The organism is Paraburkholderia antibiotica (assembly GCF_012927125.1).
Taxonomy (GTDB): Bacteria; Pseudomonadota; Gammaproteobacteria; order Burkholderiales; family Burkholderiaceae; genus Paraburkholderia; species Paraburkholderia antibiotica.
In genome coordinates this window covers 82,695-95,143 of record NZ_JABBFZ010000015.1, presented here as the reverse complement: position 1 = coordinate 95,143, position 12,449 = coordinate 82,695, and the positions used below count along the sequence as shown (strand labels likewise).

Annotated in this window: 11 protein-coding genes; 4 read left to right on the top strand and 7 right to left on the bottom strand. The window is 66.5% G+C overall.

What is annotated here, in order from left to right; all coding sequences use genetic code 11:
- Window positions 1-12 precede the first annotated feature (12 nt).
- The 3 genes from HHL14_RS22575 to HHL14_RS22565 all read right to left on the bottom strand — a co-directional run bounded on the left by HHL14_RS22575 (window position 13) and on the right by HHL14_RS22565 (window position 3,681).
- Window positions 13-1,107, bottom strand: coding sequence for a PhoH family protein (locus tag HHL14_RS22575; protein WP_169499829.1), 1,095 nt, complete (start codon window positions 1,105-1,107; stop codon window positions 13-15).
- A gap of 53 nt (window positions 1,108-1,160) precedes the next feature.
- The gene (gene miaB, locus HHL14_RS22570; RefSeq protein WP_169499828.1) at window positions 1,161-2,537 is read right to left on the bottom strand and encodes a tRNA (N6-isopentenyl adenosine(37)-C2)-methylthiotransferase MiaB; all 1,377 of its coding nucleotides are present in this window, start codon (window positions 2,535-2,537) and stop codon (window positions 1,161-1,163) included.
- A gap of 169 nt (window positions 2,538-2,706) precedes the next feature.
- Window positions 2,707-3,681 (bottom strand): LysR family transcriptional regulator, encoded by a 975-nt coding sequence (locus tag HHL14_RS22565; RefSeq protein WP_169499827.1) that lies wholly within the window; start codon window positions 3,679-3,681, stop codon window positions 2,707-2,709.
- 112 nt (window positions 3,682-3,793) lie between these two features.
- Between HHL14_RS22565 and HHL14_RS22560 the strand changes: the two genes are divergently transcribed.
- The 3 genes from HHL14_RS22560 (at window position 3,794) to HHL14_RS22550 (ending at window position 6,318) form a co-directional block, all read left to right on the top strand.
- Window positions 3,794-4,177 (top strand): VOC family protein, encoded by a 384-nt coding sequence (locus HHL14_RS22560; RefSeq protein ID WP_169499929.1) that lies wholly within the window; start codon window positions 3,794-3,796, stop codon window positions 4,175-4,177.
- 47 nt (window positions 4,178-4,224) lie between these two features.
- Window positions 4,225-5,391, top strand: coding sequence for an MFS transporter (locus HHL14_RS22555; RefSeq protein ID WP_169499826.1), 1,167 nt, complete (start codon window positions 4,225-4,227; stop codon window positions 5,389-5,391).
- 123 nt (window positions 5,392-5,514) lie between these two features.
- Window positions 5,515-6,318, top strand: coding sequence for a helix-turn-helix domain-containing protein (locus HHL14_RS22550; RefSeq protein WP_230413161.1), 804 nt, complete (start codon window positions 5,515-5,517; stop codon window positions 6,316-6,318).
- 95 nt (window positions 6,319-6,413) lie between these two features.
- Here HHL14_RS22550 and HHL14_RS22545 read toward each other — a convergent pair whose 3' ends face one another.
- From HHL14_RS22545 to glpD, 3 genes are all read right to left on the bottom strand, one after another.
- A complete protein-coding gene (locus HHL14_RS22545; protein ID WP_169499825.1) occupies window positions 6,414-7,100 on the bottom strand; it encodes an HAD family hydrolase in 687 nt (228 codons plus the stop codon).
- Between the two features lie 275 nt (window positions 7,101-7,375).
- Complete coding sequence (gene glpK, locus HHL14_RS22540; protein WP_169499824.1) at window positions 7,376-8,875, bottom strand: glycerol kinase GlpK; 1,500 nt, start codon at window positions 8,873-8,875, stop codon at window positions 7,376-7,378.
- Window positions 8,876-9,277: 402 nt separating this feature from the next.
- A complete protein-coding gene (gene glpD, locus HHL14_RS22535) occupies window positions 9,278-10,807 on the bottom strand; it encodes a glycerol-3-phosphate dehydrogenase (RefSeq protein WP_169499823.1) in 1,530 nt (509 codons plus the stop codon).
- 221 nt (window positions 10,808-11,028) lie between these two features.
- Here glpD and HHL14_RS22530 point away from each other — a divergent pair, with 221 nt between their 5' ends.
- Complete coding sequence (locus HHL14_RS22530) at window positions 11,029-11,388, top strand: hypothetical protein (protein ID WP_169499822.1); 360 nt, start codon at window positions 11,029-11,031, stop codon at window positions 11,386-11,388.
- Between the two features lie 143 nt (window positions 11,389-11,531).
- On the opposite strand, the gene HHL14_RS22525 is transcribed toward HHL14_RS22530, so the two are convergent.
- Window positions 11,532-12,194, bottom strand: a complete 663-nt coding sequence (locus HHL14_RS22525; RefSeq protein ID WP_169499821.1) for a TetR/AcrR family transcriptional regulator — start codon at window positions 12,192-12,194, stop codon at window positions 11,532-11,534.
- Between the last annotated feature and the right edge of the window lie 255 nt (window positions 12,195-12,449).

Genomic DNA, 12,449 nt, shown 5'->3' with positions numbered 1-12,449 from the left:
AAATGCATCGTTTCAGCGCGAATCAACCGGCGCCGGCGTCTTCTGGGCATGCGCATCGTACGCCTCCACAATCCGCGCGACCAGCGGATGGCGCACCACGTCCGCGCTCGTGAAGCGCGTGAGCGCGATGCCGCGCACGTTCGCGAGCACCTGCTGCGCTTCGATCAGCCCGCTCTTGTGGCCGCGCGGCAGGTCGACCTGGGTGGTGTCGCCGGTGACGACCGCCTTCGAGCCGAAGCCGATCCGCGTGAGGAACATCTTCATCTGCTCGGGCGTCGTGTTCTGCGCCTCGTCGAGGATGATGAACGCGTGATTCAGCGTGCGGCCGCGCATGTACGCGAGCGGCGCGATTTCGATCATCTGACGCTCGAACATCTTCGCGGTCTTGTCGAAGCCGAGCAGGTCGTACAGCGCGTCGTAGAGCGGGCGCAGATACGGATCGACCTTCTGCGCGAGATCGCCCGGCAGGAAGCCGAGCCGCTCGCCCGCCTCGACGGCCGGACGGGTCAGCACGATGCGCTTGACCTGGTCGCGTTCGAGCGCGTCGACCGCGCAGGCGACTGCGAGGTAGGTCTTGCCGGTGCCGGCCGGACCGACGCCGAAGGTGACGTCGTGCGAGACGATCTGCTTCAGGTACTCGCGCTGCGCCGGTGTGCGGCCGCGCAGGTCAGCGCGTCGCGTGTAGAGCTTCGGGCCGTATTGCTCGAAGTCGTCTTCGTTCGCGTCGAGATCGGCGGGCTGGTCGAACGGATGGTCGGGATTGCCGGCGAAGCGCGGGTCGGCGGCGTCGCCCGCGTCGTTGCCATTGCCATTACCGTTGCCGTTCGGACGATGCCGCGCCGGGTGGCGCACTTCGACGAGCGCGAGCTGGATGTCGTCGACCGACAACGGCTCGCGTGCGTTGTTGTAGAAGTTTTCGAGCGCGGTCAGCGCGAGCTTCGCGCCGCGTCCGCGGATCGTGATGCGATGGCCGCGGCGCGACAGGGTCACGTCGAGCGCCTGCTCGATCTGCCGCAGATTTTCGTCGAGCGGTCCGCAGAGGTTGGCGAGCCGCGCGTTGTCTTCGCGCGGCGCGGTGAATTCCAGATGTTGCTGAGTGGTCTTCAAGGCGGTGAGTCGATCCTGTCGGTTGGCGGTACTCAGAATGTCGGTCAGTGCGCTTAGTGCGTCACGGCCGCGGCGTTGTCGTCGTGAACCATCACGAGTTCGCCGCGCAGCGAGTGCGGGTACGCGTGCACGATCTTCACGTCGACCATCTGGCCGATCAGCCGCGCGTGCGATGCGACCGGCGCCGGGAAATTGACGACGCGGTTGTTCTCGGTGCGGCCCGCGAGTTCGTTCGGGTCCTTGCGCGCCGGGCGCTCGACCAGAATCCGCTCGAGCTTGCCGACCATCGCGTTGCTGATGCGCTGCACGTTCTCTTCGATCGTCGCTTGCAGATGTTGCAGGCGTTTGAGCTTCACCTCGCGCGGCGTGTCGTCGTGCAGGTTCGCGGCCGGCGTGCCGGGACGCGGGCTGTAGATGAACGAGAAGCTGGTGTCGTACTGCATCTCTTCGACGAGCGCCATCATCTTCGCGAAGTCTTCCTCGGTCTCGCCGGGGAAGCCGACGATCATGTCCGTCGACAGCGACAGGTCCGGGCGGATCGCGCGCAGTTTGCGGATCACGGACTTGTATTCGAGCACGGTGTAGCCGCGCTTCATCGCCATCAGGATGCGGTCGGAGCCGTGCTGAACCGGCAGATGCAGGTGGCTGACGAGCTTCGGCACCTTCGCGTAGGTGTCGATCAGGCGCTGCGTGAATTCCTTCGGATGCGAGGTCGTGTAGCGGATCCGTTCGATGCCGGGGATGTCCGCGACGTATTCGATCAGCGTCGCGAAGTCGGCGATCTCGGTCGAGCCGAGCGTCAGCGCGCCACGGAATGCATTGACGTTCTGGCCGAGCAGCGTGACTTCGCGCACGCCCTGGTCGGCGAGGCCGGCGATTTCGGTCAGCACGTCGTCGAGCGGGCGCGACACTTCCTCGCCGCGCGTGTACGGCACCACGCAGTAGCTGCAGTACTTGCTGCAGCCTTCCATGATCGACACGAACGCGCTCGGACCGTCGACGCGCGCCGGCGGCAGATGGTCGAACTTCTCGATTTCGGGGAACGAAATATCGACCTGCGCGCGGCCGCTCGCGCGGCGCTGGTCGATCATCTGCGGCAGGCGGTGCAGGGTTTGCGGGCCGAACACGAGATCGACGTACGGCGCACGCGCGACGATCGATTCGCCTTCCTGACTTGCGACGCAACCGCCCACGCCGATGATCAGATTCGGATTCGCATCCTTCAGCTCGCGCACGCGGCCGAGGTCGGAGAAGACTTTCTCCTGGGCCTTTTCGCGCACGGAACAGGTGTTGAACAGGATCACGTCGGCGTCTTCCGGCGTGTCGGTCTTGACGAGTCCTTCAGCGGCACCGAGTACGTCGACCATCTTGTCGGAGTCGTACTCGTTCATCTGGCAGCCAAAGGTCTTTACATAAACTTTCTTGGTCATCGAATTTCGCCGGTCGCAGTGGTTAACCTGGGGGCGTCGTAAAAAGTGGAGAGGGGCTGCGGCACGCGGTAACGCGGCGCCTAAGGGACCACTGGGCCCGGGGCCGCGTTCGAGCCAGGCGGGGCTGGCTCGCGGATGGCCTGGCAGCGTAACTCGATATTATAGCCCTTCATGCAGCGGGGCTTTTGACCCCGCCGCGCCGCGCCGGCGGCTCCTGCGGCAGGCCCAGCAAACTTTCCAGTTCATCCGATACCTGCGCGAAACGCTCGCTCAGGAAATCGAGCAGCACGCGCACGCGCGGCGCCATGAAGCGGTTGCGGTGATACAGCGCGTGCAGCGGCGCATCCGGGTAGCGCCACTCGGGCAGCAGGATCTTCAGGCGGCCGGCGCGCAGGTCCGCTTCCACGTCCCACATCGATTTGATCGCGATGCCGTAGCCGCGCAGCGCCCATTCGCGCGCGACCGCGCCGTCGTTGGTTTCGCGCGCGGTTTCGAACGGCACGCTGTAGTGCTGCACCTCGTCGCCGCGCGTGAAGCGCCATTCGCTGGCCGGCCCCGATGCGGTGCCGAGCACGATGCAGTCGAAATGGGCGAGGTCGAGCGGATCTTTCGGCTCGCCGCGTCGCGCGATATACGCGGGCGACGCGCACAGCACCCGCCGGTTCGGCGCGAGCCGGCGCGCGACCAGCGAGCTGTCGCGCGGCACGCCGAAGCGGATCGCCAGATCGATGTCTTCCTGCACCAGATTCGCGAGCGCATCCGACAGCGTCAGCGCAAACGTCACTTCCGGATACCGCGCGTTGAATTCGTCGAGCCAGTGCAGCAGCAGGTTGCGGCCGAAGTCCGAGGTCGTCGAGATTCGCACCTTGCCGCGCACCACGCCCTGGCCGGCTTGTAGCGCGGCCTCGGCGGCGTCGAGCGATTGCAGCGCCTGGCGGCAGCAGTTGAGATAGAGCCGGCCTTCGTCGGTGAGCCGCAATTGCCGCGTGGTGCGCTCGAACAGCCGCGCCTTCAGGTTCGTTTCGAGTTTCGCGAGCCGCGCGCTCGCGGCGGCGGGCGTCAGGCCCAGCTTGCGGCCCGCCGCCGACAGGCTGCCTTGCTGCGCCGCTTCGACGAAGAGGCGGATGTCGCCGAGATTGTCCATCGCTCGCTTTCAAAAATAATTTGAAAATGATTCAAATGCTACGCCAATTATCAAAATGGCGCCGGGCCGCGATAATGCCGCCATCAACACCCTCAAGGCCGTCCCGATCACCATGCAACTCGATCACGCCACCATCGTCACTGCCGAACTCGACGCCGTCCGGCATTTCTTCGTCGAGATCTCCGGCCTCACCGACGGCCCCCGTCCGCCGTTTTCGTTCGATGGCCACTGGCTGTACGCCAATGGCCGCCCGGTCGTGCATCTGGTCGGCGCGCGAGCAACGGCCCCCGCCGGTCGGGTCGCGCCGCGCATCGATCACATCGCGTTCCGGCTCGATACCGCCGCCGAGTGGCAGGCGCTCCTTGGCCGGCTCGACGCGGCCGGCATCGGTTATCAAACCGCGCAGGTGCCGCCGAGCGACGCGCAACGGGCGGAGCGGCAACTGTTCGTCGCGCTCGCGCCCGGTGTCGTCGTTGAATTCGTGAGCGCCGCCTGATTTCGCCGCTTTCGCTGATCCCCTCTCATTCTTCCCGGAGCAGAAAAATGCCCATTCCCTTACTTGCCCTCGCGATCAGCGCCTTCGCGATCGGTACGACCGAATTCGTCATCATGGGCCTGTTGCCCGAAGTCGCGCGCGACCTGGCCGTCTCGATTCCGTCGGCGGGGTTGCTGGTGAGCGGCTATGCGCTCGGCGTCGCGGTCGGCGCGCCGTTGCTCGCGGTGATCACTAGCCGCATGTCGCGCAAGTTTGCGCTGCAACTGCTGATGGGCGTGTTCATCGTTGGCAACGTGCTGTGCGCGGTCGCGCCGAGCTATCCGGTACTGATGGTCGCGCGCGTGGTGACGTCGTTCGCGCACGGCTCGTTCTTCGGCATCGGCGCGGTGGTCGCGGCGTCGCTCGTGCCGGTCGAGAAGCGCGCGAGCGCCATCGCGCTGATGTTCACGGGGCTCACGCTCGCGAACGTGCTCGGCGTGCCGTTCGGGACGTTCATCGGCCAGCAGTTCGGCTGGCGCGCGGCGTTCTGGATCGTCAGCGGCTTCGGCGTGCTGTCGCTCGCGGGCGTCAGCGCGTTGCTGCCGAACCGCCACGATCACGGCCCGGCTGGCCTCGGCCACGAAGTGCGCGTGCTGAAGGACCCGCAGGTCTGGACCGCGCTCGGAATGACGGTGCTCGGCTTCGGCGGCGTGTTCGTCGTGTTCACCTATATCGCGCCGATCCTCGAACAGGTGAGCGGCTTCTCGCCGCGCGGCGTGACGCTGATTCTCGTGCTGTTCGGCGTGGGCCTGACGATCGGCAACATGGTCGGCGGCAAGCTCGCGGATCGCGCGCTGATGCCGTCGCTGATGGGCATTCTGGTGGCGCTCGCGGTGGTGATGGCGATCTTCGCGCGCACCAGCCACTCGCAGGTGGCCGCGGCGATCACGGTGTTCGTGTGGGGCATCGCGGCGTTCGCGACAGTGCCGCCGCTGCAGATGCGGGTGGTCGAGAAGGCGGCGGCCGCGCCGAATCTCGCGTCGACGCTGAACATCGGCGCGTTCAACGTCGGCAATGCGGCGGGCGCGTGGCTCGGCGGTCTGGTGATCGGTCACGGCCATGCGCTCGATACCCTGCCGTGGGTCGCGGCGGCGGTCAGCATCGCGGCGCTGCTGCTCACGTGGTTCGCCGCGCGCATGGATGCGCCGGCCGCGCCGGTTGCGCAGCGGGCGTGAAGTGCTTGTCTCCGCAATGCTGATAACAGTGTGAAGATAACTTCGTTGGGCGGGGCGAAAGCCGATGCTATCTTGCTTCCACTCACTGCTTTTGCGTCGCCCGGCGGCGCTCTGGAGGCCAATATGCATTTCCCGCTCGCGCTGGTTCGCGATCCGTCGGCGGCTGCCGACAGCGCTGTTCGTTCCGTCGTGGATGCTGCTGTGTATGGCGCTGCCGATAGCACGGCGAGCGCTGGAGTGGATGCCACAGTCGATACCGATACCGACACCAACGCCGCGCCGCATTCGCCCGAAGCCTTCGATGCGCTCGAACAACTCGTCGGCGTGAATCTCGCCCGACTACGCGCCGAGCGGCAGCTGTCGCTCGACGCGCTCGCGCGGGCCTCGGGCGTATCGCGCGCGATGCTCGCGCAGATCGAGTCGGCGCGCAGCGTGCCGTCGATCAAGGTGCTGTGCAAGGTGGCGGCGGCGTTGAAGGTGTCGGTGGCGGCGTTCCTGCGGCGACACGCGACCAACGGCTTCGAGCATCTGCCGGCCGAGCGCTCGACGCGCGTCGTCAGCGCGAACGGACGCTACTCGGCGCGGCCGCTGTATCCCAACGACGAATCGGCCGTCGCCGAGTTTCACGAGCTGCGTATCGCGCCGCTGCATACCGAAGCGGGCGTGCGTCGCGCGCCGGGCACGACGGTGAATCTCGTGGTCAGCGACGGCACGCTCGAAGTCAGCGTGCACGACCGTCGCCAGTTGCTCGCGACCGGCGACGCGATCGTGTTCGACGCCGATCAGCCGCACAGCCTACGCAATCCCGGCGACACCGAGGCGCGCGCGTTTCGTGTGACGTTGCGGGCGGAGACGCCGCCGCGCTGGGACGTGCCGGCGGCGGGCGCGACGCGTGAGGAGGCGGTGCGGGACAGGGCGTTGGACTAAGCCCGAATGCAAAAGGCCGGTTCATGTGAACCGGCCTTTTGCTATCCGCCCGCGCCGCGATCGCGCGACGTAATGTGACTTATGACTGCGGTGGCTTACGACTGCACGTCGCCGAACTCGCCGCGCACGCCCGCTTCGACGAGCGCCGGCAATTCGTCCATGTGCTTCATGATCCGCGTGATGCCCATCGCGCGCAGCGCATCCGCGTAGCCGTCGGGAATATGGCTCGCGCCGACGAACGCGATCGTCTTCATGCCGGCCGCGCGCGCCGCGTTCAGACCCGCGACGCTGTCTTCGACGACGAGGCAGCGCGCCGGCGCGACGCCGAGCGTTTGCGCGGCGAACAGATACACATCGGGATAGGGCTTCGGCCGCGCGACCTGTTCGGCGCTGAATACGCGCTCGCCGAAAATCTGTTGCAGGCCCGCGCGCCGCACGGAAGCGCTGACGCGCGTCATGCGGCTGTTCGACACGACCGCGACCGGCAGCGTCACGCGTTGCAGCGCGTCGCGCACGCCGTTGATCGGACTCAGCGACGACGCAAGCGCAAGCTCGACGTTGTGCTCGATCGTGTCGAGGAAGTCAGCGGGCAGCGTGACATCGAACTGCTTTTCGATGCCGGCGAGAAAGCGCGAGGTCTGCTGGCCGAACGCGGTCTTGACGACGGGGGCGAAATCGATGCCGGGGAGGGTGGCCGTCAGCGTGTCGAACATTACGCGATCGGCGATGACTTCACTGTCGACGAGCACGCCGTCGCAGTCACAGATGAGATGGTCGATCATGCCAGGGGAAGCTATAAACGCGGTGAGCGCGGTAAGCGGACCGCGCGCGAGCGAACGGATTGCGCGGATTGCGGGCCGTATCTCGCGATGAGCCGCGCGCGATAACAAGCGTGCGGTTAAAAACGCGCCATCAAGCGCGCCGTAAAAGCATCATGATACGTGCTTTCGCCCGCGCGACCTGCCGGTGGCTTCGGCAGATCGGCTGCTGCCGCTCTGCCTGCCAGCAACTCCCGCCATAGCCGCCGGCTTGCAACACTTGCGTCGCGTTCGCGCCGTTACGGCATGTCCGCCCACGCCTTCGCCGCGCGAATTGCGCGCTGCCAGCCTTCGAGACACGACTTGACCTCCGCGTGCGGCAGCGCCGGCGTGAAGCGGTGCTCGAGCTTCCACTGGCTCTTCAGTTCGTCGATGTCCTTCCAGTAGCCGACCGCGAGACCGGCCAGATAGGCCGCGCCGAGCGCGGTCGTCTCCGACACCTTCGGGCGCACCGCGTCGACGCCGAGAATATCGGCCTGGAACTGCATCAGCAGATTGTTCGCGCAGGCGCCGCCGTCGACCCGCAATTCACCGATGCGGATGCCCGAGTCGGCTTCCATCGCCTTCAGCACGTCGACCGATTGATACGCGATCGAATCGAGCGCCGCGCGCGCGATGTGCGCGGACGTCGTGCCGCGCGTGACGCCGAACAGCGTGCCGCGCGCATGCGCGTTCCAGTGCGGCGCGCCGAGCCCGGCGAAGGCGGGCACGAGATACACACCGTCGCAATGCGGCACGCCGCGCGCGAGCGTTTCGATCTCCGCCGCGTTCTTGATGATGCCGAGGCCGTCGCGCAGCCACTGCACGACCGCGCCGCCGATAAAGATGCTGCCTTCGAGCGCATAGTCGACGCGCTCGCCGATCTGCCAGGCGATCGTCGTGACGAGATTGTTGTTCGATTCGATCGGCTTCGCGCCCGTGTTCATCACGAGGAAGCAGCCGGTGCCGTAGGTGTTCTTCACCATGCCCGACTCGGTGCACATCTGGCCGAACAGCGCGGCGTGCTGATCGCCGGCGATGCCCGCGAGCGGAATCTTCGACGCGAACACGGTGGTCACGGTCGGCCCATAGACCTCCGAGGACGGCCGCACTTCCGGCAGCATGCTGCGTGGAATGTCGAGCGCGTCGAGCAGCTCGTCGTCCCACTTCAGCGTGTGGATGTTGAACAGCATCGTGCGCGACGCGTTGGTCACGTCGGTGATGTGCAGCGCGCCCTTGGTGAAATTCCACACCAGCCAGCTGTCGACGGTGCCGAATGCGAGCCGGCCCTGGCGTGCTTTTTCGCGTGCGCCCGCGACGTTGTCGAGAATCCAGCGGATCTTGGTCGCGGAAAAGTACGAGTCGATTGGCAGGCCGGTCTTCGCGCGCACGCTTGCTTCGAGCCCCTGCGCTTTCAGTTCGTCGCAGAAGTCGGCGGTGCGGCGGTCCTGCCAGACGATCGCGTTGTAGATCGGCTGGCCGGTTTCGCGATCCCACACGATGGTGGTTTCGCGCTGGTTGGTGATGCCGATTGCCGCGATCGACGTGCCGTTCATGCCAGCGCGCGTGACCGCCTCGGCGGCGACGCCGGCCTGGGTCGACCAGATTTCCTGCGGGTCGTGCTCGACCCAGCCGGGGTGCGGGTAGATCTGCTGGAATTCCTTCTGCGCGGTCGACACGATGTTGCCGAGCCGGTCGAACAGCATCGCGCGCGAGCTGGTGGTGCCTTGGTCAAGCGCGAGGACGTACTGATCCTGCATTGTCTCTTCTCCATGCATGTTACGGATCGCCGGACTTCCGGTCGGCGATGGGCGCGGCGGGTGGCGGCGCGTTGTGGCGTATGGTGACGCGTTGTTGTCGAGCGGCCGCGATAGTGTGATGGCGCGGGCGGGCGTCGTCCAGTCGGAGATGCGGGGCGGCTACGTGCGTTCGGGCTGGGTTGGGAGGTTCGGCGGTGGCCTGGCACCGGTTGGGGCGCCCAAGGCCGCCGGGGTCCGCTTGAGGTCGTCGAGGCCCGCTTGTCCGTGCCTCCTGCCTGCGTGCGCTTGTACCTGCCTGTGCCCGCGTGTGCCTGCTTATGCCAGCCTGTATCCGCTTACCGCTTATCGTTCGCTGTTTGCAGTCCGCCGCTTGCCGTCTTTCGTCCGCCGTTCGTTTACCGCTTACGCGCTCTGCCGCACCGGTTCGCGCGCGAACCAGCCGTCGATGTCGCGCGTCACCTGCTCCAGCGTGCCCGGCACGACGTGCAGACCGAGCTTCGAGCGCCGCCACAACACGTCCTGTGCATCGCGCGCCCATTCGGTGTCGCGCAGATAAACCAGTTCCGCTTCGTAAAGCCCCGGCGCGAATTCGTGACCGAGCTCGGCGAGCGAGCGTGCATTGCCGAGCACGCGATGCGCGCGCGTGCCATAAGCGCGCGCGAGCCGATGCGCGAGCGACGCCGGCAGCCACGCATGCTCGCGCGAGAACTCGCCGAGGAAGCGGTTGAAGTTCGCATGCGCGATATCGCCCCCAGGCAGCGCCGCGCCGACGGTCCACGCGGGCGCGCTGTGGCGCAGTGCCTCGGCGAGCGTGTCGACCGCCTGTTCGGCGAGCTTGCGAAAGGTCGTGATCTTGCCGCCGAACACCGACAGCAGCGGCGCTTCGCCCGCGGGCGCGTCGAGTTCGAGCGAGTAGTCGCGCGTGACCGCCGATGCGTTCTCCGCGTTCTCGTCTTCGAGCAGCGGCCGCACGCCCGAATAGCTCCAGCGCACGTCGGCGGGCGAGATCTTCTGCTTGAAGTAGCGGTTGATCGAGTCGCACAGATACTGCGTTTCGTTCGCGTCGATCGCGACTTGCGATGGGTCGCCGCGATATTCGAGGTCGGTCGTGCCGATCAGCGTGTAGTCGTGTTCGTACGGAATCGCGAAGATGATCCGCTTGTCCGGATTCTGGAAGATGTACGCGTGGTCGTGCTCGAACAGCCGCCGCGTGACGATGTGGCTGCCCTTGACGAGCCGCACGCTATGCGACGCCGGCCGGCCGAGCGCGCCCTTCAGCAGTTCGCCGACCCACGGGCCCGCCGCGTTGGCGATCGCGGCGGCGCGCACGTCGAGCGTCGTGCCGTCCGCCTGGCGCAGTTGCGCGCGCCACTCGTCGCCCGTGCGCTGTGCGCCGACCAGCTTCGTGCGCGTGAGGATCGTCGCGCCGCGCTCGTGCGCGTCGAGCGCGTTCAGCACGACGAGGCGTGCGTCGTTGACCCAGCCGTCCGAATAGACGAAGCCGCGCCGGATCGAATCGACGAGCGGCGCGCCGGCCGGGTGCTTCGCCATCACGATACCGCGCGAGCCCGGCAGCAGTTCGCGCTTCGCCAGGTGGTCGTACAGGAACAGGCCGGCGCGGATCAGCCAGGCCGGGCGCAGGTCCGGCATATGCGGCATCACGAAACGCAGCGGCCACATGATGTGCGGCGCGGCGCGTAGCAGCGTCTCGCGTTCCAGCAGCGCTTTGCGCACCAGTCCGAACTCGCGGTATTCGAGGTAGCGCAGGCCGCCGTGAATCAGCTTGGTGCTCGCCGACGACGTATGCGCGGCCAGATCGTCCTGCTCGCACAACAGCACCGACAGGCCACGGCCGGCCGCGTCGCGCGCGATGCCGGCACCGTTGATCCCGCCGCCCACGACGAGCAAATCGTATTTCGAGCCTTGCGCCACCTGCTGAGTCCTCTGGTCGAATCCGGACACCGAATCGGATGTTGGAAAGTGAATCGAACGGATGATGTTCGTTTTCGAACTTTAATGAACACATTCGAAAAAGTAAAGTTCATTGATCCGGGTCAGACCTGGCCGGATGGCCGGAGGAGTGGCGCAACGCGCGGTCGCGGACGATACTCTCGACAGCAGCCATTTCGAGGTGATGAATGCGTGGACTTTTGATGATCGGCGCCGCGGCGCTTCTGGCGGGGTGCGTGAGCACGCCGAGCCTGGAGGGAACGAGGGGCGCGACGTCGTTCGAAGCGTTACAGCAGATGTGTTCGCCGCAGACCGTCGACTACGGCCCCGACGCGCAGGCCGTCTATACGACCTTCTTCGACGCCTACGTGGCGAACCGGCGCGGCCGGCTGTCGAAGGACGATTTCTGCGCGTTCCAGGCATCGATCGCGCAGCGCCATGCGAGCGAGGCGCTCAGCAGCGACCCGAAGGTGCGTAATCAGTGGGTCGGGTTCTTTAATGAGCAGCGGGCGAAGGCGATCGGATGGCGCGCGGCGGCGGATCCGACTTTGCGTAGCGGTTGAGGCACGGGGGCTTTGACGCAGCGGTCTCCGGTCGATGGACGTTGCTGCCGGAACGATGAGTTCCCGATGTGACGTTGCCGTGGGAGCGGGCGGCGCGATGAATCTTTGGACCGGCGCCGCTCTCCTGGCGTGGGCGCGCGGATTCAGTTTCGCTGCGGCAGCGCCCCGCGCCACAACATCCGCAGAATCTGCGCGAACACCGCTTCGCGCGACGGCTCGTGCGCGGCCGTCGTGGCGTCGCCGTCGGTATCGGTCTGCTGCGCGGCCGGCAACGGCAACTGGTTCGCCAGCGCCAGCATCGTGAAGCCGTGCAGGCTGGTCCAGTACGCGTAACCGATCAACGCCGGATCGCCTTCGAGCACGCCCGCCGCGACGAGCCGCTCGAAATGCGCGCCGAGCAGACGCCACGCGCGCTGCGACGCCGCCGCCAATTCGGGATAAGCACTTTGCTGCTGCGGCGTCTGATCGAACAGCAGGCGATAGGCATGCGGTTCGTCGAGCGCGAACGCGACGTACGCGTAACTCACCGCGCTGTGATCGATGGCGGAGGCGGCGGCGGGGATGTTTTGCGCGGCCGCTTCGAGGCGCGCCGCAAAGCGGTTGAACGCGGCGGCGCGGACCATCGCGAGAATGTCGTCCTTGTCGCGAAAGTAGCGGTATGGCGTCATCGCGCTGCAGCCCAGCTCCTTCGCCAGTTCGCGCATCGTGACGCCTTGTGCGCCGCGCGTCGCGAACGCGTTTTCAGCGACGCGCCGCATGGCTTCGCGAAACTGCTGGATGTCTTCGGGGGAGAGCGTTTTGGGCATGCGCGAGGGCTGGAAGTCCGTCGCATGAATTTACTGTGTAAAGGATTTGCGCACAACCACACAACAAAAGGGCCGCGAAGGCGGCCCGTTGCTATGCGAAGCGAGTTGCAATCTGGATAAACCGGACGACAGGTGTGCGCGAACCGCGCATCCTGGCCGGCAACGCCGATATGACGACGTCGGCGGTCAGGCGGAGACGCTCCGGCAGAAAACCAGCGGAAAAACCGGCGAGAGAGAAGCCGGTCGGACACCGGA

Coding starts and splice junctions, on each gene's coding strand:
- HHL14_RS22550 (WP_230413161.1), top strand. CDS start 5,515: ATGCATTTCCCGCTCGCGCTGGTTCGCGATCCGTCGGCGGCTGCCGAC.
- HHL14_RS22530 (WP_169499822.1), top strand. CDS start 11,029: ATGATCGGCGCCGCGGCGCTTCTGGCGGGGTGCGTGAGCACGCCGAGC.
- glpK (WP_169499824.1), bottom strand. CDS start 8,875: ATGCAGGATCAGTACGTCCTCGCGCTTGACCAAGGCACCACCAGCTCG.
- HHL14_RS22565 (WP_169499827.1), bottom strand. CDS start 3,681: ATGGACAATCTCGGCGACATCCGCCTCTTCGTCGAAGCGGCGCAGCAA.
- HHL14_RS22525 (WP_169499821.1), bottom strand. CDS start 12,194: ATGCCCAAAACGCTCTCCCCCGAAGACATCCAGCAGTTTCGCGAAGCC.
- HHL14_RS22555 (WP_169499826.1), top strand. CDS start 4,225: ATGCCCATTCCCTTACTTGCCCTCGCGATCAGCGCCTTCGCGATCGGT.
- HHL14_RS22560 (WP_169499929.1), top strand. CDS start 3,794: ATGCAACTCGATCACGCCACCATCGTCACTGCCGAACTCGACGCCGTC.
- HHL14_RS22545 (WP_169499825.1), bottom strand. CDS start 7,100: ATGATCGACCATCTCATCTGTGACTGCGACGGCGTGCTCGTCGACAGT.
- miaB (WP_169499828.1), bottom strand. CDS start 2,537: ATGACCAAGAAAGTTTATGTAAAGACCTTTGGCTGCCAGATGAACGAG.